We start from the raw sequence: 21843 nt of genomic DNA, 5'->3' as shown, positions 1-21843 counted from the left end.
TGTGAGGCACCCATTCGGGTGCCTCGCTTTATCTTCAGGCTGGACGGACCACAAGCTGGGGCTCCCCATCCGAGGTCTTGCGCGCCGAGAGCCCATCCCAACCGATCACCCCGGTAACGCGCTGCCGAAAGGAAGAGAAGCTGTCGAAGCGACCCACATCCACTGGCGCGTCAAACTGCAATGTCAACCGACGATGCGCACCATCGCCAAGTTTCGTCAGGCTTCGAATTTCCGCCGTGAAGGGCTGACCCAGATATCGGCCTTTGACCCGATCACCAACGCGCAGATGCATCCGGTTGCCCGCCATCGCGCTAAGGGTATTCCAGTCGCGCAGCCCGTGCTGATGCGCCAACATCTCAAGCGCTTCGCTGTATGAGAGTTGAACGCCCGTTATGCGCAGTTTTTCCCGCAGACGTCTTGCCTGCGCTTTCAGCTCCTCTATCGGAGCGATTTTGTTTGATACGGTCATGCTTTGCCTCGTTTCCTAAAACGGGCGCGAAATCAGGACGGGGTTCGCATTGCCATCCGCGCGCCTGGAAAGGGCAACAGATGTTGTGTCACCGGGTTTCACCAAAGCCAAAAGGCCGCGAACGGCAGGGGACCCGAACCTGCCCCGCTTTTTGGCAGCCGCGGGTCGTTCTGTCAATCAGACGTCGGCCTGCGCCGCTTCATAAGCCAGCATCGCTCGTTTCACGGGCAGGCCCCAATGATAACCTCCAAGCCCACCGGACTTGCGCAACGCCCGATGGCACGGGATCAGCCAACTGACCGGATTGCGCCCGACAGCGGTGCCAACGGCCCGGACCGCTTGGGGTGAACCTACGCGCTGGGCAATCTCAGAATATGTGGTGACCTGCCCCGATGGGATATGCATCAGCGCCTCCCACACTTTGATCTGCAAAGGCGAACCGATCAGGTACAATGGCGTCGGCTCAAGCCGGTTGCTGGCCGCTCCAAAGGCGCTCAGAACCCAGGGGCGCAGGCGCATTGGGTCCTCGACGAACTCTGCCGAAGGCCATCGCGAGAGCATGTCCTCCATCGCCTCTTCCTCGCCGGTTTCGGCTCCGAAGGCCATGCCGCAAATGCCTTTGTCGGTGCCCATCACCAGCGCGGGGCCAAAAGGACTTTCGAACCAGCCCCAATAGATCGTCAGACCTGCGCCTTTGCGGGCATATTCGCCGGGGCTCATGGACTCCCATTTCAGGAACAGATCGTGCAGACGGCCACTGCCGGAAAGGCCGACGTTATGGGCGGTCTCCAGCGTGGTGAACCGCTCGCGCAGCAGGGCCTTGGCATGGCCCAGCGTGAGATATTGCTGGTAACGCTTCGGTGACACACCGGTCCAGCGCGAGAACAAGCGCTGGAAATGCGCTGGACTCATATCCATCTGCTGCGCCAGTTCTTCAAGGCTGAGGCCCTCGCCGCCCTGATCGATCAGCTCGATCGCGCGGCGCATGACGTTGTAGTGGTATCCGCTTTCCGGGGTCTGGACGTTCATTTCACACCTCATCTGCTGACAAAACCATAGCGCTCAGGCCACGCCCCCGCGACCCGGAACTTGCGCATTGGCTTTGGGCTTGTGTCATTGGCCCTCGGGCGGCATTAAGGCCCGGATGGCAAAACAACTCGATTATCATACGATCCGCGAGATCTTTATGCGCTTCCAAGAGGCCGACCCCGAACCGAAGGGTGAGCTGGAGCATGTGAACGTCTATACTCTGGTCGTCGCAGTCGCGCTGTCGGCGCAGGCGACCGATGCGGGCGTCAACAAGGCCACGCGTGAGCTGTTCAAGATCGCCGACACGCCGCAAAAGATGCTGGATCTGGGCGAAGAGGGTCTGATCGAACACATCAAGACCATTGGCCTGTTCCGCCAGAAGGCCAAGAACGTGATCAAGCTGAGCCGTATTCTCGTCGAAGACTATGGCGGCGAGGTCCCCAATTCCCGCGCCGCATTGCAGTCCCTGCCCGGTGTCGGGCGCAAGACGGCCAATGTGGTTCTCAACATGTGGTGGCGACAACCGGCGCAAGCTGTGGACACACATATCTTCCGCGTCGGCAACCGCACTGGTATTTGCCCCGGCAAGGATGTGGACGCGGTCGAGCGCGCCATCGAGGACAATATTCCTGCCGACTTTCAACTCCATGCGCATCACTGGCTGATCCTGCATGGACGGTATCACTGTAAAGCACGCAAACCGATGTGCGGAACCTGCATCATCCGCGATCTCTGCCAATTCGAGGACAAAAACCTATGAAAACCTACCAGCTCACCGGCATCGGAAACGCCGTTGTGGACGTGATTTCCCAAGCCGATGACAGTTTCCTGGAACTGATGGGCATCGAAAAGGGCATCATGCAACTGATCGAGCAGGAGCGTGGTGAGGTGCTGTACGCCTCGATGGAAGGCCGGGTGCAAACGCCGGGTGGTTCTGTCGCGAACACCATCGCGGGTGCTGGGGCGCTGGGGCTGGATTCCGCCTTTATTGGGCGTGTGCATGATGACGCATTGGGTCGGTTCTATGCGGACGCGATGAACGAGGATGGCGTCGATTTCGTGAACCCTCCGGTCCCGGGCGGAGAGCTGCCGACCTCGCGTTCGATGATCTTTGTCTCACCCGATGGTGAGCGGTCGATGAACACCTACCTGGGGATATCCTCGGAACTGTCCTCTCAGGACGTCCCGGACGAGGTCGCAGGCAACAGCCAGATCATGTTCCTTGAGGGCTATCTGTTCGACAAGGAAAAGGGCAAAGCCGCGTTTCTTGAGGCCGCGCGCGCCTGCCACAAAGGCGGCGGCAAGGCGGGGATCGCTATTTCCGATCCATTCTGCGTCGAACGTCACCGCGTCGATTTCCTGCTGCTGATCGAGAATGAATTGGACTTTGTGATCGGCAACGAGGCCGAGATCAAATCGCTGTTCGAAACCGATGATCTGGAAGAAGCACTGGCAAAAACTGCCGAGATTTGTCCTCTGGTCGTGTGCACCCGTTCGGGTGACGGAGTGACTGTCTTGCATGATGGTGCGCGCGTTGATGTGCCAGTTGAAAAGGTGGTGCCGGTGGACGCAACCGGCGCGGGCGATCAGTTCGCCGCCGGGTTCCTGTTTGGCATGGCCACTGGACGTGACTACGAAACCTGCGCCAAGATCGGCAATGTCTGCGCGCGTGAGGTGATCAGCCATATTGGCCCGCGCCCCGAGGCAAACATGCAGGAACTGCTGCGCGCAGAAGGGCTGCTGTAAGGCGCTGAATTGCGCCATTGCCAGACCGTCAAGGCGGCCTGGCAATCAAACGCTAGGCGTCGTCAGGACCCCGCCGCCGCATCGTTTAACGTCCAGTCGTACTTATAGGCTTTGACGCGGCGGACTTCTTGCAGCTTCGCGCGCAACTCAGGGTCTGCGGCGGTCTGGATGTACGTCAGAACCGCCTGTTCGTTCGGTCCGAAATCCTCGCGGAACCAAATGTAGATTTTCGACAGAATCAGGCCACCGTTCTCATCAAACCGCACCCCGCGCGGGTCGTTGATATAGGCACGTTCGGCCGCGGCAAGGTCACGCTCGAGCGTCTTGGCCTCCCACGCCCGGCCCATCAGGTTCGGGCAGCCCACTGCCGCACAGTTCAAGGCGTAGTGGATGCGCGGCTCGTTGTACGTGGGGCGAATGATGCGGTGTTCGATATCGTTCAACGTCAGCGTTTCACCGCCCACCTGCACCAGAGGTTGATTCCAAGGTCCAATCGACAGCGGACCCTCTCTGATGTCTCGGATCGACGCGACCGGGTAATTGTCCAGGATCACATCCACAGTCACAGCGTTGTAGAGGTTGATCCAATACGCCAGTTGCTGATCCCGGGTCAGCCGTGCGGAATCAACGGCCTGCAAATCTGTCAGATACCGATCCAACCGGGCACGGTCGCTTTGCGTCACCTGACTGTAGGCGACCCGGTTCACCCCCTGCACGTCAGGCGCGACATAGCGGGACAGAAAGACGCTCCAATCGCTGTGAGAGACCTGCGTGCCGGGCGGTGGCGCGCTCTGGGTCAGGGCGGTGCCGGGTAAGGGGGTTGCAGGCGGCAGCGCCAGACGTTCGACACTGGCGCAGGCGGCCAGAAGCGGCAAAAGCAATACGATCAAAAGCTTTCTCATGAGGCTTCCTTTCGGGATCGACGCGCGGCGCGCAATTGGCCTTTCAGACGTTTGAGCGGTGCCTGTTGAGGATCTTTCAATCCCGGCAAGTCAGGGCGCGAAGACAGGCCGCGCATGGCCGAGTTCCACCAGAAGGTGCCCATCGGACTGTCGACGCGATCCGCAGATGCCAGATGCTGATCCCGCTGTGCATTATGAACGCACATCGACAGCGGACCGTTCCCGGTCGCTACCATGAACACGCATGAGGCGCAGCGATCTTCCTCAAGCGCGTCAGCGGCCATGAAATTGTGGATGAACACAGCTTGCCGCCGCACCGGACCGCGCAGCAGACCCGGACCCAGACGCGCAACACTCAACGCCAAATGGCTCAGCGCGCGCAGGGCCAGAACGGGATGCCGCCGGACCATACGGCGCAGCTTGGGGCGGATGCGGATATGTGCATCTTTGTTGTCGTCCACCTCTTCCAGTGCGGCCATCACGCGATGCACCAATGGCCGGTTCGACAGCAGCGAGACCGCGCGCCCTCCGGCGGTGACGACGCTGGCGTAACGGTTGCATTTGGAATGCCCCACCGCCGCCGCGTCGAAATCCAGAGGCGTGCCGTACCCGGCCTCAATCGCGCGGGCCACGCTGTCCTGTGTGATCGCATCAGGCCGGTTTCGCAGCACGCCGCGCCCAGTGTCGGCTTGCATCTGGAACGAGACAAAGGCAACCTCGGACTGGTCCCGCAGAAACCGGGCCAGCTCGGGCAATTCGTCGAAATTGCCGCCAAAGACCGTGGTATTGAACAGGATACGCAGCCCCAGCCCGCGCGCCCGACGGATATAAGCGCGTCGCACGGTGTTCAGCTCGGCCTCGTTGTCAAAGCCTTTGCGTTCCTGCGTCATGTCAACGTGAAAGGCCACATCGTCCAGCCCGGCAGCGGCAAGCCGGGTCAGCATCGCGCGGCTGGCACGGATACCATTGGTCATCAGGCAGGACCGCATACCCAGACGTCGAATCTCGCGGCACAGGGCTTCGAGATCCTCAACCTTGCGCAGAGTAGGATCGCCGCCGCTCAGTTGAACCGACACGCCGGTTCCATAGTGGCTGCGGATCGTGGCAATCCGCGCAAACAACACCGAGAGCGGAGGGTCATAGGTCATCTCGGCCCGATCCGAGAGATAACAGAGCGTACAATCCAGATTGCAACGCTGAGTGACCTCAAGCGCGACACAGGCGATGGGGTAGAACCGCCCGGCGGTCTGACCCGCCCCGTATTCGCCGCAGCTTTGTAACCCACCGCGCAACGGCGCGCGCCGGTCAGTTCCTTTGAATCGCCGGCCGGCCGGAGTGGGGTGGTTGAACGCAATGTCTTTCATACCACCAAGCTAGATAGGGTGGTGACATGCGGCCATGCCCCCTCACGCCAACGTGCGGGGCGGTGATAGGGATTAATTCGCCGGGTCGGCGGGCATGGTCAGCGCGGCAATACGCTCGGGCGTCAGGAACTGATCGCGCCTGTCCTGAAACTTTCGCAGGGCGTACTGTTCCAACTGGCGCAGCGCGGGGTCGCCTAGCCAATCCGAGATCAGCGCGTCCACCTCATCCATATGCTGCAAAATCCCGGCATCCACGACGTCATCCCCATTGTGGCGACGATAGAATTTCGAGTTCAGGTAGTATTTCTGATGTTCATGCCCCATCCCGTCGCCGCGGTCGTTTTTCATCAGGAACACATCCAGAGACCGGACCGCATAGTGGTGAATGCAGGCCACATCCCAGGTCAGCTGATCCTGCGCCATGCGATATCGGGCACGGCTGGGGTGTTTGACCGAGGCGTTTCTGATGGCCTCACCTGCGGAATTGACACACAACACATCAGGGTCCGATGGCATCTTGGGCATATGGTCGGTGGCGTATTCGAACTTGCCGGGCCGGAACATCGACTTATGCCCCGAATTCGCCTGCCTCGGACGGCCCTGAGCGCGCAGGAAGCTACGCAAGACACTGCCGCCCCGCCAGAACCGTTGACCGGAATTGCCAAAAGGCCGCCACATGAGCGCGATATTGTCAGCATGGCCGCAGACTTCCAGCAAATCCTGCACCCGGCCTCCTCCGGCGCTGACCCGCAGAAACTCATCCGCATCTATGTGCAGCAGCCACGCGGTATCCGCCATCTGCGGCAAGGCCAGTACATGCGTTAAGCCGCTGACCTGAGGGCTCTGGCCTTGGGCCAGCGTCTGATCGTGGTGATGCACAACGCCCATGGCTTGCAGGCGTTCAAGGATATGATCTGTCCCATCGGTGCAGTCATTGGTGACGACATAGATGTCATCGAACCCCATCACCTTGTGATAGGCGACCCATTCAAGAACGAAGGGGCCTTCGTTCTTCATGCATGACACCAAGGCTGTCTTCAAAACCTGCTCCTGCTGATGGGCCTGTGCCGGACGACCTCAGACTGGTGGATACTTTGGGATTGTCCAATGGTTCCGGGCGGCATTCAGCCCAACTGAGACCGGAATGCCGCAATCACCTGCTCATATACATCTCGTTTGAATGGCACGATCTCTTCGACCAGCTTGGCCGGGTCCTGCCATTTCCAACGGGTGAATTCCGGGTGCTCGGTGGCGATATTGATCTGTTCGTCCCGGCCAGTGAAGCGCAGCAGAAACCACTTTTGTTCCTGCCCGCGATAACGGCCTTTCCAGATCTTGGGCACGATGTCATGTGGCAGGTCATAGGGCAGCCAACCGTCGGTTTCGGCCACGACCTCGACCAGGTCGGCGGTCACACCGGTCTCTTCCCACAATTCGCGCAGGGCCGCGTCGCGCGGGTCTTCGCCCTTGTCCACACCGCCCTGCGGCATCTGCCAGGCGTCCTTGTGGCGATCATTGCGCTGGCCGACGAAAATCTTGCCCTCGGCATTCATCAGCATCAGGCCGACGCAGGGGCGGTAGGGCAGTTTGGCGATCTCTTCAGGAGTCATGCGCGGCCTCATAAATCTGCTACGAGTTGTCTGTAACAAGCACCGGGACCCTCGCAAAGGGGGTGACGTTAGGTTTCGCGTGACAAAGGTGACGCGCACGTCAATCTAACCGGCAAATATCGGGAGGGAGAGTTCGCCATGACTGCGTACCCAAACATGCTGGCCCCGCTGGATCTGGGCTTTACCACGTTGAAGAACCGCGTCCTGATGGGCTCGATGCACACGGGGCTTGAGGAAACCGGCGACTGGAACCGGGTGGCCGAGTTCTATGCGGATCGCGCGCGGGGTGGTGTGGCGCTGATGGTGACGGGCGGGATTGGCCCGAACCTTGAAGGTTCGGTCTTGCCGGGGGCCGCGATGATGGCCAGCGACAAGGATGTGGCGAACCATTCCATTGTTACCCAGCGTGTGCATGAGGCAGGCGGCAAGATCGCGATGCAGATCCTGCATGCGGGGCGCTATGCTTATGGCCCCAAATGCGTGGCCCCCAGCCCGGTGAAATCCCCGATCTCTCCGTTTCCGCCGAACGAATTGGACGAGGACGGGATCGAGAAACAGATCAGCGATATCGTCAACGCGGCCCGATTGGCCCAGAAGGCCGGTTATGACGGGGTCGAGATCATGGGCTCTGAAGGATACTTCATCAACCAGTTCCTCGTGACCCACACCAACAAGCGCGAAGATCGTTGGGGGGGGTCGTATGAGAACCGGATGCGGCTGGCGATTGAGGTGGTGCGCCGCACGCGTGAAGCCGTGGGCAGCGATTTCATCATCATCTATCGGCTGTCGATGATTGATCTGGTCCCCAATGGCTCGACCCATGATGAGGTCGTGCAACTGGCGCAAGAGGTCGAGAAAGCCGGGGCCACGATCATCAACACCGGTATCGGATGGCATGAGGCGCGGATTCCGACCATTGCCACGTCGGTTCCGCGTGCGGCTTTCGCTTGGGTGACGAAAAAGCTGATGGGCAAGGTGTCGATCCCGCTGATCACCTCAAACCGGATCAACACGCCTGATGTGGCCGAAGAGGTTCTGTCCACCGGCTGCGCCGATATGGTTTCGCTGGCGCGCCCGATGCTTGCGGACGCGGATTTTGTGAACAAGGCGATGGCCGGGGGCGCGGCCCAGATCGCGCCTTGCATCGCCTGCAACCAAGCTTGTCTGGATCACACGTTCAGCGGCAAGCTGACCTCTTGCCTCGTGAACCCGCGCGCCTGCAATGAGACCGAGCTGGTCATTGGCAAAGCCGATACGCCCAAGACCGTCGCGATTGTCGGCGCTGGCCCCGCGGGCCTGTCTACCGCGATGACCGCCGCCCAGCGCGGCCATGACGTCACCCTGTTCGACCGTGCGCCCGAGATTGGCGGCCAGTTGAACATGGCCAAACAGGTGCCGGGGAAAGAAGAGTTCTGGGGCCTTGTCGATTGGTACCGCACCATGATGGACGATCTGGGCGTGAAACTCGAACTGAATCGCGAGGTCAGCGCCGATGACCTGACTGGCTTTGACGAAGTGGTGATCGCCACAGGTGTCACCCCGCGCGATCCGCAGATACCGGGACAGGATCGCGTCAATGTGCTGAGCTATATCGACGTGCTGCGCAACAAGGTCGAGGTTGGCAAATCCGTCGCGGTCATCGGCGCGGGCGGTATCGGCTTTGATGTTTCCGAGTTCCTGGTCGAAGAAGGCCATAGCCCAACGACCGACTTGCCCGCCTGGATGAAGGAATGGGGCGTCACCGACCCCGAGAAACACCGCTCGGGCCTGGCGCCCGACGGGCCGCAACCCGCGGCGCCAAAACGGCAGGTGACATTGCTACAGCGCAAGAAACAGGCGCATGGCAAGGGGCTGGGCAAAACCACAGGCTGGATTCACCGCACTTCACTGCGGATGAAGGATGTGAATTTCGTCGGCGGCGTGAACTATGAACGCATCGACGAAGACGGACTGCATGTCAGCTTCGGCGAGGAGCGCGCTGATCCCACGGTGATCGCGGCGGATACAATTGTCCTATGCGCCGGTCAGGTGTCCGATCGCAGCCTTGCGGACGCCCTGATCGAACGCGGCATCACCCCGCATGTGATCGGCGGCGCGGACGTCGCCGCAGAACTGGACGCCAAACGCGCGATTGATCAGGGGACACGTCTGGCGGCCAACCTGTAGGCGATCACCGGGTTATTCCACCGTTATCGTTATCACCTCAGACACAATCGGCGGGTTATGCGGCACGTGGCCCGCGTCGCCCAGCACCAGTTGCAGTGTGTGCGCGCCGGGGGCGAGGTCCAGCGTCACCTCGGTCTGGCCGCCGCCGAAATGCAGGTGGTTGTCATCAGCAGGCAGACCATAGGCCAGTTCATCGGCGCCGTCTTCGCCCTCACCGATAGGCGGGCGGTCGATCAGCAGGTGGTGATGGCCGGTGCTTTCCTTCTCGGTCCCGGCTGGGGCCACACCCATGCCGCTCAGCCCGAAAACCACTGTAACGGGCGATTGAACCGTGTCTCCATCCGACAAGTTCACAAAATAGACCTGTGCTTCGGGGTTGGATGGCGTTGGTCCTCCGGCCAGTGCAAGGCTTGCGGATAGACTTAAGGCAATGAGCGTTAAAAGGGCTTTCATGGTCTCCTCCGTGGTCACAAATTTGCCATTCTCATCCTACCATATCTGGTTCAAAGCCCCGAATTTCCCAGCTTTACCGGGCTTGTGGCGATCTCGGAAACCACTGTTTCCGCGTTTCCCATCTGCAAACGATCCGAATTAAATCCCTGATATTATCCCATGTCTGCCCCGTTTCCGCCCAGATTCGCGGCCAAGATCAGGCAACGAACCAAAGACCTGGGGAACGAGAATGGACCGACTTACCGAAATGGAGGCCTTTGCCAATGTGGTGGACCAGGGTGGTTTCACCGATGCGGCCAAAAAGATGGGCATCTCCAAATCGGCCGTGTCAAAGCACGTTTCGAGCCTTGAAGCTCGGCTTGGTGCGCGGCTGCTGAACCGGACCACCCGGCGTGTTTCGCCAACAGAAATCGGTCTGGCTTATTATGACCGTGCCCGCCGTGTGCTGAATGATGCGGGCGAAGCGGATGCGCTGGTCACGTCGATGCAATCGGCACCTTCGGGCCTGCTGCGGATCAGTGTAGCGACGGATTTCGGGGTGAATCATCTGTCTCCGGTCCTGTCAGATTTTCTGTCGGCCTACCCGGACATCACCGTCAATATGGTGCTCAACAACCGCTATGTAGAGCTGATTTCCGAAGGTTTTGATGTCGCTGTGCGCATTGGTGAGCTGGAAGACAGCACCCTGCGCGCTCGCAAACTGACCGAGACCGTGAAACGCATGGTTGCAGCCCCCAGCTATATCGAGAAATTCGGTCGGCCGCAGAAGATCGACGATCTGAACGAGCACAAGCTGCTGCATTATTCCAGCCAATCCTCGGGCAATGTCTGGCGACTGACTGCACCTTCGGGTGAAAAGCGTCAGGTGCGCACCGCCGGATGGCTGTGTGTGAATGACGGGCAATCGCTGTTGAACGCAGCCATCTCGGGCCTCGGGATCGCGTATCTGCCCAGCTATTTGTATGCGGACGCGTTGAAATCTGGCGCAGTTCTGGATGCGATGCCCTCGCTGCCCGATGAGGTGCAGGGCGTCTATGCCGTGTACCCACCCGGCCGCTTTACGCAGCCCAAGGTACGGGCATTCATTGATTTCCTGGTCGAGTCGTTCAACGACAAAGGGCCAATGGACTGGTAGAATCTCCCACGGTGAAACTCATGGCCCGCGCATCTGTGCGGGTCTTTTTTTGTTCAGCCGTCAATTCAGCAACAATACCGCCTCAACCCGCCGGTTCAACTCGCGCCCGTCGGCGGTAGCGTTCGAGGTGAGCGGAGCCAGATACCCGATCCCCCGCGCCTCAATCCGGTCGGCGGCAACACCATGTGCTTCGATGAGACGCGTGCGCACCGCTTGCGCCCGGCCTGTGCTGACCGAGATATTGGCGTCGAGCGCGCCAGTGTCATCCGTATGGCCCACAAGCGCCAGCCGTGTACCCGGATTAGCCGCCAGATATCCGGCAATTTCAGTCAGAGAGGCAAAAGGACCCTCGCCCAGCGTGATCTCTCCGGTGCGGAAATGAAGATCGTCCAGAATGACATGTCCATTCTGTTCCAGCGCAGACAGCAGGCCGCCTGACTGGTTGACCGTTTCTTCGATCACCAGCGGTGCAGGCGCTTCGGCGTCAACCGGGGTGACACGGATCATCTGAATATAGCCGCTGGGCAGGTTGCGGCTGACCAGCAGGCTCAAAACATCATCGCCGCGGGTGGCCGACAGGAAGCGATAATCCTGAATCGCCACATACATATCCGGGGTCGGCACAACCTCGGTTCCAAAGCGGAAATCAAAGCCGCCACAGCTGCGGGCCTCACATTCAAAAACCACCTCGTAGCCCTGTGCCACGATCTGATCCCGCAGTGGGGCCAGAAGTTGCAGTGTCGTGCTAGAACCGGACTGAACGCGCCATGTGATCCGCTCAACCCGACCCTCGACCTGTTGGACCGGCAGGCTGCCATCAGCAAAGGGGCCGGTGGGCAGGTCATAACTGTCCAGCGGGCTGACCCGGTCACTAATCTGACGCGCCCCGGCGGGCAGGGTCAGGTCCTGCGCGGCCAGCGGTCCGCTCAGCAGCAAAAGGATCAGAGAGGTTATTCGGATCATCGGGCCTGCGCGTGGTATTCGTCATTCGGGGCCATCGCCACGGCACTGGCAACCCGGTTCGACATGTTAAAAAAGCCAGTGACATTGGCAATGTCCCAGATATCCCGGTCCGAAAAACCCGCATTTCGCAGATGCTGGCGGTCGGGTTCTTCGATCTCGGTACTGGCTGTGGTCATCTTGGCAGCGAAATCCAGCATCGCACGCTGGCGCGGGTCCAGAGGAGCCACGCGATAATTCATCACCAGCATCTCCCCTAGCTGCGTATCACCGGAGAGCTGGCGTACCGCCGCGCCATGCGCCACAAGACAATAGAAGCATTTGTTGATCGCAGACACGACCACCGCGATCATCTCGCGCTCCAACTTGGTCAGGCCGCTGTCGCCCAACATCAGGTCGTTATACATCGCGGTGAAGGCGTTCAACTTGTCGACGTCAAAGGCATAAGCCCGCAGCACATTCGGCACAAAACCCAGTTTTTCCACGCAAATATCGAAATATTTCTGCGTCTCTGGCGGCAGCGGATCCACAATCGGCAGATCCAGCGCAGTGGGCGAAATTGGGTCGGTCACGTCAGGCTCTCTCCTTGGACAAGCTGACGGTAGTGGTATTCTCCGACAATCTCCATCCCAAGAGCGTGATAGAGCCCGTTGGCCCCGTCATTCGCCTTGGTGCAGATCACACTGAGCGTATCCGCCCCGTTGTCCCGCGCCCAGAAGGCAGCCGCGCGCATCGCCCAATTGCCCAGCCCCTGACGGCGATATTCGGGCAGAATCTCCAGCGCGTGAACCATGGCGATCCCGTCCTGAATCGCAACAAAACCTGTGCCCGCAGCGTGATCGTCCCGGCGCAGCAGCAGGCCGGTTTTCGGACCCTTTGCACGCTCCATCACCGCGATCCGTGCGGGGCCGATTCCGCCTTGCGTCCAAATCTCGCGCATGATCGCCAGCGGCTCCCATGTTGGAAACACGGTCACGCGCGGGATCGGCAGGTCGGTTAGGTGATCGACAGGGCAGGCATAGATGTTGACCGGGTCCAATACGTCATAGCCGCGGGTGGTCAATTGGGCATCAAACGCCTCATCCCCCGGACGCAGGCAGAAAATACGCTTTTGCCCCATCGCTTGCATCGCGGCTTCGGCGGCGTCGATGTCGGCCTCAGCCACAGTGTCCAGCGCATTGGCCGCCGACACGCGTGACCCTCCGCCCTGCCCTTCGCGCAGCTGAAATGGCCCAAGACGTTCATAGCGCGCGGCGGGCCAGGTGCCGTCGACAATATCGGGCCAATGGATGCTCACAGATCCAACTCTTTCGCCAGACGCGTGGTGGCGGCGTCGATGCGGGCTCCGTCCGTGCCGCGCACGACGACATTGGCACCGAAAACACCGTTGATCTGGAACGGATAGCAGCCTATTGAGAGGTCTTGAAACTCTTCGGCCAATGCCGCGAGAGTGGCCGCAATATCGCCCTCACCCCGATCCACCCGCAGGGTCTGCGACAACAGCGGGCTTCCCCCGGTCAGGCCCGGCAGAACACTGGCCACCATCGCCTGAAACACCGACGGTACCCCGGCCATCACATGCACGTTTTCAATGGTAAACCCCGGCGCGGTTGAGACCGGATTGTCGATCAAAGTAGCCCCGTCGGGAATGCGGGCCATACGCAGACGGGCCGCGTTCAGTTCTAGCCCGGATTTGTCGTAATGGGCCTGCAAAAGCGCGCGCGCATCATCGCGGATATCGATACGCGCACCAAACGCGCGCGCGATGCAATCGGCAGTGATATCGTCATGAGTCGGGCCAATGCCGCCGCTGGTAAACACATGATCGTGGCCGTCGGACAGCGCCTTGACCGCCACCTCAATCGCCGGAGCGTCGTCGCTGACGATCCGCACCTCTTTCAGGTCGATGCCGTGTTTGGTCAGCTCTTGCGCCAGAAAGTGCATATTGGCGTCGCGGGTGCGGCCCGAGAGGATCTCATCCCCGATCACCAGCATTGCAGCGGTTGGATTCGCCATGGCACGTGCCCCCTCTTGATCGACCTTAGGGGCAGGTATAGGCCGTGGGGCATGAGATTTGAAACCCCCCTTGTCCCCGCCCGCCTGATCCGCCGCTACAAACGCTTTCTGGCCGATTGCACGCTGGAGGACGGGCGCGAATTGACCGCCCATTGCGCCAATCCGGGCTCGATGATGGGGCTGGCCGAGCCGGGTGAGAAAATCTGGCTGGAGCCCAATGACGATCCAAAGAAAAAGCTGAAATACGGCTGGCGGTTGGTCGATCACGAAAATGGTCACTTCACCGGGGTCGATACATCTGTTCCCAACAAAGCGCTGCGCGCGGCGCTGGAGGCACGCGAAATCCCCGAACTGGCCGCCTATGAAACCGTACGCCCCGAGGTGAAATACGGCGAAAACAGCCGCATCGACTTTCTGCTGACCCAGCCCAGCCTGCCGGACGCCTATGTCGAAGTCAAAAGTGTCACCCTCTCCCGCCAGCCGGGCTTGGCCGAGTTCCCCGACAGCGTCACCGCGCGCGGCACCAAGCATCTGGGCGAACTGGCGGCGATGGGGGCACAGGGTCACCGGGCGATCATGCTGTATCTGGTGCAACGGACGGATTGCGACAGGTTTGCGCTGGCCGCGGATATCGACCCGACCTATGCGACAGCGTTTAAGGTCGCTCAAGCGCAAGGGGTCGAGAAGCTGGTCTATGGGACGCGGATTTCGCCGGAAGGGGTTTCGGTGGGAGCAAACCTGCTTCACACTTCACATATTCTGTAAACAGTCGATTCAGGCTTCCAAATAGAAACATCCAGAACTTCAATATGTTGGGGCTTCATGAATAACTATATTCGAACTAGTCAAATTGAACTGTGTAGTGCATTCGGAGTGCAACCTCATTGTTCTGCGCCTACGCAGAAAGTTGGCATTTCCAAATCCGCCCTTGGTGGGGAACTGCCCCTGAACGGCTTGCGACACTTGGAAACGAACGGAACCACTGGCTGGTACATCTGGGGTGGAACTGAGCTATCAGATGCAGTTGATTTCTTTTTGCCTATGCACCTGACGCACTTGGAAAGTGAATGCGAACTGGCTCTTAAATACCTATTATTACCGCCTGGATGGAGGTTCCTGACAGATGGAGACTACGAGGACATTTGGTTTGACAAAGCTCTACTAGTTAAGTGAGCACTCACGAGAATTTCCAAGTCCAATTTGATATGACGGTTACTCAAACCTTGCACTTGGCGATCTTCGAGCCATTTTGAGCAGATGAATTGCCCCGTGACCCAACGCCCTCTGGTACTTTCTGCACAAGCAGCGTAAAAGGAGTGCTGCGCGAAACATTTGGAGCTTAGCGTCGATGAAAGAGCATCGTGGCCGTTTGACCAAGGACGGTATCCGCATCTACGAACAGGGTGACTTTGCCGGTATGCAAGCGGCAGGGGCCTTGGCCGCGCGGATTCTCGACGATATTGCGGATCATGTCTTTCCCGGCCAGACAACGGGCGCGATTGACGGGCTGATCACTCAGATGGTTGAGGACGCAGGCGCGACGTCGGCGACGATCGGCTACAAAGGGTATCAGCACGCCAGCTGTATCAGCGTGAATCACGTGGTCTGTCACGGTATCCCTGGCGACAAGCGGCTGAAGGACGGGGACATCCTGAATATCGACGTGACTGTCATCGTTGACGGCTGGTTCGGCGATACTTCGCGCATGTATGTGGCCGGTAAACTGCCCCGCAAGGCGGAACGTCTGATCCAGGTGACCCATGACGCGCTGTTCAAGGGCATCGAGATGGTCAAGCCGGGCAACACCTTCGGTGATATCGGCCACGCGATTCAGGCCTATGTTGAGGCGCACCGGATGAGTGTTGTCCGCGATTTCTGCGGCCACGGGCTGGGCCGGGTGTTCCATGCCCCGCCGAACGTGCTGCATTATGGCCGTCCGGGCACCGGTGCCAAGCTGGAAGAGGGCATGTTCTTCACCATCGAGCCGATGGTGAATCTGGGCCGCCCTGAAACCAAGACTCTGGCCGATGACTGGACTGCCGTGACCCGCGACAAGTCGCTGTCGGCACAATTTGAGCACTCGGTGGGTGTGACGGCGGATGGGGTCGAGATTTTCACCCTGTCACCGGGCAACAAGTTCCACCCGACTTACTCGTCCTGATCTATCGCCTGATCACGTAGCAGCTTCAGCAGCAGGGTTTCCTGACCCCATGGCGTCATCGCGTCATGGATGAAGATCGGCGCGCGCATTGGCTTGCGCTCGGGTCCGGTTGCGGTGTCGCTGTCTTGTGAAATCGTCCAGAGCGGAGGGGTCAGGGCACGGTCCATGCCCAAATATTAGCACGCCCCGGTCAAATTCCCAAAAGCGCCGGAACCTCGGCCATGTCAGTGATGATTTCGGCCCCCAGATCGGCCAGTTTTTCGCCGCCTCCATCCGGTGCGAAGGCCAGACAGCGCATGTTGGCGCGGATCGCGGCCGTGACACCGCTCTGACTGTCTTCGATGACTACCGGGGCCAAAGCGCCGAACCGCGCGGCCGCCGTTTGAAACAGGGTCGGGTCGGGTTTCGCCACCCCCAGCACATGGGCCGAGAATACGACATCGCGGAAGCGCTCCCACAGCCCGTTCTGCCCCAGAGTGATCTCCATCTTGTCCGGGCTGCCGTTTGAGGCCACGCAGAACGGGATGCCCTTATCGTCCAGCATCGCCAGCAAGTCGGGAATACCCGGCATCAGATCGACACCCTGACGCAAACGCTCATAGGTTTCGGCGTAGACCTCATCGACCCAGTCATCCGGCAAATCCGCGCCCAGAGCGCGCGCTTTGTCCCGGACCCCGGTCATTGTTCCGCCCAGAAAGAACCCAACGCTGTCCTCAAGTGTCAGGTTCAGCCCATAACGACCCAGGTTGTCGACCAGCACCTGATTGGAGATAACCTCGCTGTCGACCAGAACGCCGTCGCAATCAAAGATGATCAGATCATGCATGTGATACTCCGTTTGCTTGGGTCAAGGGCTAGACGAGGTCGAGAGGATCGGCAAATTTTCGGACGGCGAGTTCTTGCTGAAGGCATTTCAGCCTGAAACATTGTGCCACATCAACGAGATATGCGTATCGCCGTATTTGCGATTGTCCTGGAGAGTGAACCCGTCGGGCGCTGCCATAGGGACATTTTCTTCCCAAACGATCAGGGCCTCATCGGCGATCCAGCCAGTGGCCAACGCAGCAATGGCTTTCTGACCCAACGCCTTGCCATAAGGCGGGTCCAGAAAGATCAGGTCATAGGGCGCACCCGGATTGTCCCCCAGACGGGTCGCATCCCGGCGGATCAGGTCGGTGCGATCAGAGCTGCGGGTCAGGTCGATATTCTTCCGGATCAGACCCTGTGCCACGCGACCGTCATCCACAAACGTGACATGCGCCGCGCCGCGCGACAGCGCCTCAAGCCCCAGCGCGCCGGTGCCTGCAAACAGATCCAGCACGCGCAGCCCGTCAAAATCGATCTGGTGGCCCAGCACGTTGAACAGGCTTTCGCGCACCCGATCGGTGGTAGGGCGCAAATGCGCACCCGCATCGCCTTTGCCGACCGAGGCCAAGGCCCGGCCCCGGAATTCTCCGGCGATGATCCTCACGCTTTGAGCAACGGTTTGAGGTCCGCGGTTGGATCGGCGACCACGGCCGGATCAGCGGTCTTGCCCGCGTCGATCAGGCGTTTGCCGACCATATAGGCACGCGGGTCGTTCATCGCGTCAACTGCGATCAACTGGTCGCCTTTGTAATACCAGTAAGAGACCGTCTGCCCCTCGCCCTGCCGCGTTACCACCCGGTCATAGCCGGTGTTCAGACCCGCGATCTGCAGTTTCACGTCATACTGATCCGACCAGAACCATGGCGTTGCAACATAGCCCTTGGCCGCACCCAGCATGTTCTGGGCCACGATCTCAGCCTGATCAATCGCGTTCGGGACGCTTTCCAGACGGATACGCCCGTCACCGTGCGGGAAGGACGCGCAATCCCCCGCCGCCCAGATCGACGGGTCCGAAGTGCGGCCATGCGCATCAGTCTTGATGCCGTTCTCCAGTTCCAGACCTGCCATCTCGGCCAGTTGGGTCGACGGAACGATACCGACGCCCACCACGACGAAATCAACCTCCAGCTCAGTGCCGTCTGTCAGAATCGCGCCAACCACATTGCCATTATCGCCGACCAGACGGTCCAGCCCAACGCCTTCGCGGATGTCAGCACCATAGCCGGAATGCAGCGCACGGAAGTAATCGCTGGTCTCGGGCGCGGCCACCCGTTGAAGGATGCGGTCGGCCATTTCAACCAAGGTCACCTTGACGCCGCGCTTGGCGCAGACCGCTGCCGCCTCAAGCCCGATATAGCCTCCGCCCACGATCAGGGCGCGTGCGCCGTCAGTCACACGAGGCTCCATCTCGTCGATATGGGCCAGATCGCGCACCACGTGGACGCCTTGCAGATCGCCCCCGATGGCGGCGGGCAGATAGCGCGGGTCCGACCCGGTGGTCAGCGCAAGTTCGTCATAGGAAAGGACGTCATCACCCACCGTCACAGTCTTGGCCTGCGGGTCAATCGCGGTGACGCGCTGCCCAAGGCGCAAAGTGATGTTATTGTCGGCATAAAAGCTCTCGGGGCGCAGGAACAAACGCTCCAGCTCCATCTCGCCCAGCAGATACGCTTTGGACAAAGGCGGGCGCTGATAGGGCAGATGTGGCTCGGCCCCGATCAGGGTGATGTCCCCGTCAAACCCGTCTTTACGCAGTCTGGCAACAAGCGAAGACCCCGCCTGACCCGCACCAATCACGACAATATGGCTCATGTTCCTCCCGCCCCGTCGAATTCCCGTGGTTTCATCCACCCGACCACCTATATTGCGGCTGAACCCGACTCTGCAAATCCAATCAACAGGAGTTCTATACATGATTTCAACAGGTGACCTGCTACCAGATGCGACTCTCACCCAACTAGGTGCGAACGGCCCGGAAGAGGTGCGGATTTCAGAGAAGACCAAGGGGCGCAAAGTGGTGATCTTTGCGGTACCCGGCGCGTATACGCCGACCTGCCATTCGGCCCATGTACCCAGCTTCATTCGAACAAAGGATCAGTTTTCCGCGAAAGGCGTGGATGAGATCATCTGTGTCTCGGTCAACGATCCGTTCGTCATGAAAGCCTGGGGTGAGGCCACTGGTGCCGCCGATGCAGGTCTGACTATGCTGGGAGATGCTTCGGCTGAATTCACCAAAGCCATCGGCATGGAGTTCGACGCCCCGCCCGCTGGCCTTTTTGCCCGGTCCAAGCGCTATGCCATGCTGGTCGAAGACGGCAAAGTCACCGCGCTGAACCTGGAAGAAAGCCCCGGAGCCTGCGAAATTTCGGCGGGTGAAGGTCTGCTGGACGCGATCTGATTTCGCGTGGCCCCGGATGTCTTTCGGGGCCACGAACGCCAATTAACTTGATGCAACGCCCAGATCAGCCAATAGTTGAAGCATAGGATCAGGGAGTTCATTGATGAAACTTAAGATTTTCACGCTTTGCCTGGGTGCCGCCGGTGCGCTTTCGGCCTGCGGCCCGGCCCCCACCCCTCAACAACAAGCTGCGCGACAGCACGAAATCGCCTGCCTTGGCGGCACTCTGGGCGGTGCGCTGATCGGTGGTGCCATCGGCAACCAGTTCGGAGGTGGCTCGGGCAAGACAATCCTGACCGCCGCGGGCGCAGCCGCCGGTGGATTCGAAGGCCAGAGATTCGCATGCTGAGGAGAGCCGGAATGACACGTGGATTTATCGTCACCGCAGCGGTGTTCTCGGCGAGCATCGCCTCGGCTGAAACCGTGGCAGAGCTGCATGAGAATGAGCTGAAAGCCATCGACGCGAACAATGACGGGTTCCTGTCCCGCGATGAGTTCAACGCTTTCTCTGACTATGCCTTTCAGACCATGGATGAGGACAAGAATGGCACGCTGGGTCTGGAAGAAGCCAAACCGTTTCTGGACATCAAGCAATTCCAGAATGTTGACCGGAACAATGATAGCTTTATCTCAAGGGCGGAATACGACGCACAGATGAGCGATGATTTCATATCGGCCGACAAGGATCAGAACGGCCAGCTGGATTAAATCGGACGACCCCGCGTCTGGCGGGGTTATTCAAACGGGGGCGAACCAATGCAGAAATGGGGATTTCTTATTGCTCTTGGCTTGCTTGCGGCCTGCGATGTGCCGCAAGCACCGGTTGTGACCGGGCCGGACGGACAGACATTCATCCAGATCAACACCTCCGGACTGACCTGCTACAACAATAAGTGTCTGGACATTAATCCGGCGGCACGCAGCGTGCGCCAGATCGGCAACCGGACCACGCGTATTCCCGGCAATATCAACGTCAGCGACGGCACCGTGACGCCCGAAGAGTTCCGGCAACTGGGTATCACGGCATCATTGGCCGGTGGTGAAGGGTCGCAGAGCGACAGAGGCTAGACCAAACTGTCCATCTTTCGCGCCAGTTTGGCATCCAGCGCCGACACCCCACCCACGTCGTGGGTGGCGAGCGTCACCTCAACCGTGCGGTAAACGTTGGACCATTCGGGGTGGTGATTCCATTTCTCGGCAAAGATCGCCACCTGCGTCACCCAGCCAAAGGCGTGAACGAAGTCTTCAAAGATAAAGGTCTTGGTGATCGCGTCCCGGCCTTCGACCATGGTCCAGCCGTTGTTGAACAGCGGGTCCAAAAGCGGTCCGCGGGTCTCGGGCGACAATAGTTCGGTCATTGCTGTTCCTCCGGGTTCGATTTCCTGAACGGGCCATATTCCGTCAGAATCTCAATCTCTTCTCCCACTGCGTGGGCCTCGGCGTCCAGATATTTCTTGATCGCATCGGCAAAGCCCGGATCGGCGACCCAATGCAAGCTATGCGTGCGCGTGGGCAGGTAGCCGCGCGCCAGCTTATGTTCGCCCTGCGCGCCAGCTTCGACCCGTTTCAGGCCGTGGGCAATGGCAAAGTCGATCGCCCTATAATAGCACAGTTCGAAATGCAGGCAGGCATGGTGTTCGACACAACCCCAATACCGGCCATAAAGCGTTTCACGCCCTATAAAGTTCAGCGCGCCCGCAATCGGATAGCCATTCCGTTCCGCCAGCACCAGCGCCATGTCATCGGCCATGGTTTCCTGAGCGATATCAAAGAATTGTCGGGTCAGGTAAGGCGAGCCCCATTTCCGCGCCCCAGTGTCCTGATAAAACCGCCAGAACGCGTCCCAATGCTCGGGTCGTATCTCGTCGCCGGTCAACGTGCGAATCTCACCGCCAAACCCACAGGCCTGCGCGCGTTCCTTGCGGATATTCTTGCGCTTGCGCGAGGACAGCGCGGCCAGAAACCCGTCGAAATCGGCATAGTCGTCATTCAGCCAGTGAAATTGCTGCGACTGGCGCAGCATCAGACCCATCTGCTCGCCCGCCAACGCCTCATCTTCGGTGCAGAAGGTGGCGTGGACCGATGAGACCCGGTTGTCGGCGGCCAGTTGCACGGCCCCCTGCACCAGCGCAGACATCCCCATCACCTCATAGCCGGGCCGCACCAGAAAGCGCCGACCGGTCGCGGGGGTGAAAGGCACCGCAATTTGCAGTTTGGGATAATAGTGCCCGCCTGCGTTCTCATAGGCATGGGCCCAGCTGTGGTCGAAGATATACTCGCCCTGACTGTGCGATTTTGCATACATCGGGGCGGCCGCGATCAGCATCCCATCCAGATAGGTGGTCAGGTATTGCGGCTGCCAGCCGGTGCCGCGCCCGACCGAGCCGCTGTTTTCCAACGCAAGCAGGAAGCGGTGAGTGGTGAACGGATCAAGCGGACGCCCGCCATCGGCAACCTCGGGGCAGGCGCAGGCATCCCACTCGGCCGCAGAGATTTGCGAGAGCGACCCCAGAACCTGAACTTCGATTTGCGCCTGATCCATGTACCCTCCGCGTCTGGTCTTAATC

The 21843-nt window shown here is 59.8% G+C and carries 28 protein-coding genes; 11 read left to right on the top strand and 17 right to left on the bottom strand.

The features are described 5' to 3' along the window. Positions 1–34: 34 nt before the first annotated feature. Both ACOQOY_RS12700 and ACOQOY_RS12695 read right to left on the bottom strand, forming a co-directional pair. On the bottom strand, positions 35–469 hold the full coding sequence (locus ACOQOY_RS12700) for a glyoxalase superfamily protein (protein ID WP_420585780.1): 435 nt from the start codon (positions 467–469) through the stop codon (positions 35–37). Between the two features lie 177 nt (positions 470–646). Next, positions 647–1498: a methylated-DNA--[protein]-cysteine S-methyltransferase gene (locus ACOQOY_RS12695; RefSeq protein ID WP_420585779.1), complete on the bottom strand. Its 852-nt coding sequence runs from the start codon at positions 1496–1498 to the stop codon at positions 647–649. 115 nt (positions 1499–1613) lie between these two features. Here ACOQOY_RS12695 and nth point away from each other — a divergent pair, with 115 nt between their 5' ends. Together nth and ACOQOY_RS12685 are read left to right on the top strand one after the other, a co-directional pair. Then, complete coding sequence (nth, locus tag ACOQOY_RS12690) at positions 1614–2258, top strand: endonuclease III (RefSeq protein ID WP_420585778.1); 645 nt, start codon at positions 1614–1616, stop codon at positions 2256–2258. Then, positions 2255–3244 (top strand): adenosine kinase, encoded by a 990-nt coding sequence (locus ACOQOY_RS12685; protein WP_420585777.1) that lies wholly within the window; start codon positions 2255–2257, stop codon positions 3242–3244. The genes nth and ACOQOY_RS12685 overlap by 4 nt, the downstream gene beginning before the upstream one ends. Before the next feature lie 62 nt (positions 3245–3306). On the opposite strand, the gene ACOQOY_RS12680 is transcribed toward ACOQOY_RS12685, so the two are convergent. The 4 genes from ACOQOY_RS12680 to ACOQOY_RS12665 form a co-directional block, all read right to left on the bottom strand. Continuing rightward, positions 3307–4146 (bottom strand): DUF547 domain-containing protein, encoded by an 840-nt coding sequence (locus tag ACOQOY_RS12680; RefSeq protein ID WP_420585776.1) that lies wholly within the window; start codon positions 4144–4146, stop codon positions 3307–3309. Further along, on the bottom strand, positions 4143–5510 hold the full coding sequence (locus ACOQOY_RS12675) for a radical SAM protein (protein ID WP_420585775.1): 1368 nt from the start codon (positions 5508–5510) through the stop codon (positions 4143–4145). The genes ACOQOY_RS12680 and ACOQOY_RS12675 overlap by 4 nt, the downstream gene beginning before the upstream one ends. A gap of 72 nt (positions 5511–5582) precedes the next feature. Next, the gene (locus tag ACOQOY_RS12670; RefSeq protein WP_420585774.1) at positions 5583–6551 is read right to left on the bottom strand and encodes a glycosyltransferase family 2 protein; all 969 of its coding nucleotides are present in this window, start codon (positions 6549–6551) and stop codon (positions 5583–5585) included. Positions 6552–6634: 83 nt separating this feature from the next. Next, positions 6635–7120, bottom strand: a complete 486-nt coding sequence (locus tag ACOQOY_RS12665) for an RNA pyrophosphohydrolase (RefSeq protein WP_420585773.1) — start codon at positions 7118–7120, stop codon at positions 6635–6637. Between the two features lie 138 nt (positions 7121–7258). Between ACOQOY_RS12665 and ACOQOY_RS12660 the strand changes: the two genes are divergently transcribed. Then, complete coding sequence (locus ACOQOY_RS12660) at positions 7259–9286, top strand: FAD-dependent oxidoreductase (protein WP_420585772.1); 2028 nt, start codon at positions 7259–7261, stop codon at positions 9284–9286. A 12-nt stretch (positions 9287–9298) separates the two neighbouring features. Here ACOQOY_RS12660 and ACOQOY_RS12655 read toward each other — a convergent pair whose 3' ends face one another. Then, positions 9299–9739 carry a DUF4399 domain-containing protein gene (locus ACOQOY_RS12655; RefSeq protein ID WP_420585771.1) on the bottom strand — a complete coding sequence of 147 codons (441 nt, stop codon included), beginning with the start codon at positions 9737–9739 and terminating at the stop codon, positions 9299–9301. A 229-nt stretch (positions 9740–9968) separates the two neighbouring features. Here ACOQOY_RS12655 and ACOQOY_RS12650 point away from each other — a divergent pair, with 229 nt between their 5' ends. Continuing rightward, positions 9969–10874: a LysR family transcriptional regulator gene (locus tag ACOQOY_RS12650; protein WP_420585770.1), complete on the top strand. Its 906-nt coding sequence runs from the start codon at positions 9969–9971 to the stop codon at positions 10872–10874. A 60-nt stretch (positions 10875–10934) separates the two neighbouring features. On the opposite strand, the gene ACOQOY_RS12645 is transcribed toward ACOQOY_RS12650, so the two are convergent. Genes ACOQOY_RS12645 through ACOQOY_RS12630 form a run of 4 tightly spaced genes read right to left on the bottom strand, consistent with a single transcriptional unit; the run spans position 10935 to position 13850 of the window. Then, complete coding sequence (locus ACOQOY_RS12645) at positions 10935–11837, bottom strand: OmpA family protein (protein WP_420585769.1); 903 nt, start codon at positions 11835–11837, stop codon at positions 10935–10937. Further along, positions 11834–12406: a peroxidase-related enzyme gene (locus ACOQOY_RS12640; protein ID WP_420585768.1), complete on the bottom strand. Its 573-nt coding sequence runs from the start codon at positions 12404–12406 to the stop codon at positions 11834–11836. Before ACOQOY_RS12640 ends, ACOQOY_RS12645 begins: the two co-directional genes overlap by 4 nt. Then, a complete protein-coding gene (locus tag ACOQOY_RS12635; protein WP_420585767.1) occupies positions 12403–13131 on the bottom strand; it encodes a GNAT family N-acetyltransferase in 729 nt (242 codons plus the stop codon). The genes ACOQOY_RS12640 and ACOQOY_RS12635 overlap by 4 nt, the downstream gene beginning before the upstream one ends. Continuing rightward, positions 13128–13850, bottom strand: a complete 723-nt coding sequence (locus ACOQOY_RS12630) for a competence/damage-inducible protein A (RefSeq protein WP_420585766.1) — start codon at positions 13848–13850, stop codon at positions 13128–13130. Before ACOQOY_RS12630 ends, ACOQOY_RS12635 begins: the two co-directional genes overlap by 4 nt. A 51-nt stretch (positions 13851–13901) precedes the next feature. Between ACOQOY_RS12630 and sfsA the strand changes: the two genes are divergently transcribed. From sfsA to map, 3 genes are all read left to right on the top strand, one after another. Further along, a complete protein-coding gene (sfsA, locus tag ACOQOY_RS12625; protein WP_420585765.1) occupies positions 13902–14615 on the top strand; it encodes a DNA/RNA nuclease SfsA in 714 nt (237 codons plus the stop codon). 57 nt (positions 14616–14672) lie between these two features. After that, positions 14673–15023, top strand: coding sequence for an immunity protein Imm33 domain-containing protein (locus tag ACOQOY_RS12620; RefSeq protein WP_420585764.1), 351 nt, complete (start codon positions 14673–14675; stop codon positions 15021–15023). A 175-nt stretch (positions 15024–15198) separates the two neighbouring features. After that, positions 15199–16011 carry a type I methionyl aminopeptidase gene (map, locus tag ACOQOY_RS12615; RefSeq protein ID WP_420585763.1) on the top strand — a complete coding sequence of 271 codons (813 nt, stop codon included), beginning with the start codon at positions 15199–15201 and terminating at the stop codon, positions 16009–16011. On the opposite strand, the gene ACOQOY_RS12610 is transcribed toward map, so the two are convergent. The 4 genes from ACOQOY_RS12610 to ACOQOY_RS12595 form a co-directional block, all read right to left on the bottom strand. Beyond that, positions 15999–16178, bottom strand: coding sequence for a hypothetical protein (locus ACOQOY_RS12610; protein WP_420585762.1), 180 nt, complete (start codon positions 16176–16178; stop codon positions 15999–16001). The two genes, map and ACOQOY_RS12610, sit on opposite strands and share 13 nt — an antisense overlap. A 23-nt stretch (positions 16179–16201) precedes the next feature. After that, complete coding sequence (locus tag ACOQOY_RS12605) at positions 16202–16837, bottom strand: HAD family hydrolase (protein ID WP_420585761.1); 636 nt, start codon at positions 16835–16837, stop codon at positions 16202–16204. Positions 16838–16924: 87 nt separating this feature from the next. Further along, the gene (gene rsmD / locus ACOQOY_RS12600) at positions 16925–17482 is read right to left on the bottom strand and encodes a 16S rRNA (guanine(966)-N(2))-methyltransferase RsmD (RefSeq protein WP_420585760.1); all 558 of its coding nucleotides are present in this window, start codon (positions 17480–17482) and stop codon (positions 16925–16927) included. After that, positions 17479–18690 (bottom strand): NAD(P)/FAD-dependent oxidoreductase, encoded by a 1212-nt coding sequence (locus ACOQOY_RS12595; RefSeq protein WP_420585759.1) that lies wholly within the window; start codon positions 18688–18690, stop codon positions 17479–17481. Before ACOQOY_RS12595 ends, rsmD begins: the two co-directional genes overlap by 4 nt. Positions 18691–18790: 100 nt before the next feature. Between ACOQOY_RS12595 and ACOQOY_RS12590 the strand changes: the two genes are divergently transcribed. The 4 genes from ACOQOY_RS12590 (at position 18791) to ACOQOY_RS12575 (ending at position 20344) form a co-directional block, all read left to right on the top strand. Continuing rightward, positions 18791–19276 carry a peroxiredoxin gene (locus tag ACOQOY_RS12590; RefSeq protein WP_420585758.1) on the top strand — a complete coding sequence of 162 codons (486 nt, stop codon included), beginning with the start codon at positions 18791–18793 and terminating at the stop codon, positions 19274–19276. A gap of 103 nt (positions 19277–19379) precedes the next feature. Then, a complete protein-coding gene (locus tag ACOQOY_RS12585; RefSeq protein ID WP_420585757.1) occupies positions 19380–19625 on the top strand; it encodes a glycine zipper 2TM domain-containing protein in 246 nt (81 codons plus the stop codon). A gap of 11 nt (positions 19626–19636) precedes the next feature. Next, the gene (locus ACOQOY_RS12580) at positions 19637–19984 is read left to right on the top strand and encodes a hypothetical protein (RefSeq protein ID WP_420585756.1); all 348 of its coding nucleotides are present in this window, start codon (positions 19637–19639) and stop codon (positions 19982–19984) included. Positions 19985–20032: 48 nt separating this feature from the next. Next, a complete protein-coding gene (locus ACOQOY_RS12575; protein WP_420585755.1) occupies positions 20033–20344 on the top strand; it encodes a hypothetical protein in 312 nt (103 codons plus the stop codon). On the opposite strand, the gene ACOQOY_RS12570 is transcribed toward ACOQOY_RS12575, so the two are convergent. Together ACOQOY_RS12570 and ACOQOY_RS12565 are read right to left on the bottom strand one after the other, a co-directional pair. Next, on the bottom strand, positions 20341–20634 hold the full coding sequence (locus tag ACOQOY_RS12570; RefSeq protein ID WP_420585754.1) for a 4a-hydroxytetrahydrobiopterin dehydratase: 294 nt from the start codon (positions 20632–20634) through the stop codon (positions 20341–20343). The genes ACOQOY_RS12575 and ACOQOY_RS12570 overlap by 4 nt on opposite strands. Next, the gene (locus tag ACOQOY_RS12565) at positions 20631–21818 is read right to left on the bottom strand and encodes a GNAT family N-acetyltransferase (protein ID WP_420585753.1); all 1188 of its coding nucleotides are present in this window, start codon (positions 21816–21818) and stop codon (positions 20631–20633) included. The genes ACOQOY_RS12570 and ACOQOY_RS12565 overlap by 4 nt, the downstream gene beginning before the upstream one ends. Positions 21819–21843 lie beyond the last annotated feature (25 nt).

It is taken from the genome of Ruegeria sp. (genome assembly GCF_965221235.1).
GTDB lineage: Bacteria > Pseudomonadota > Alphaproteobacteria > Rhodobacterales > Rhodobacteraceae > Ruegeria.
The sequence above is the reverse complement of the archived record's forward strand: the minus strand, read 5'-3'. Positions and strand labels throughout refer to the sequence as shown.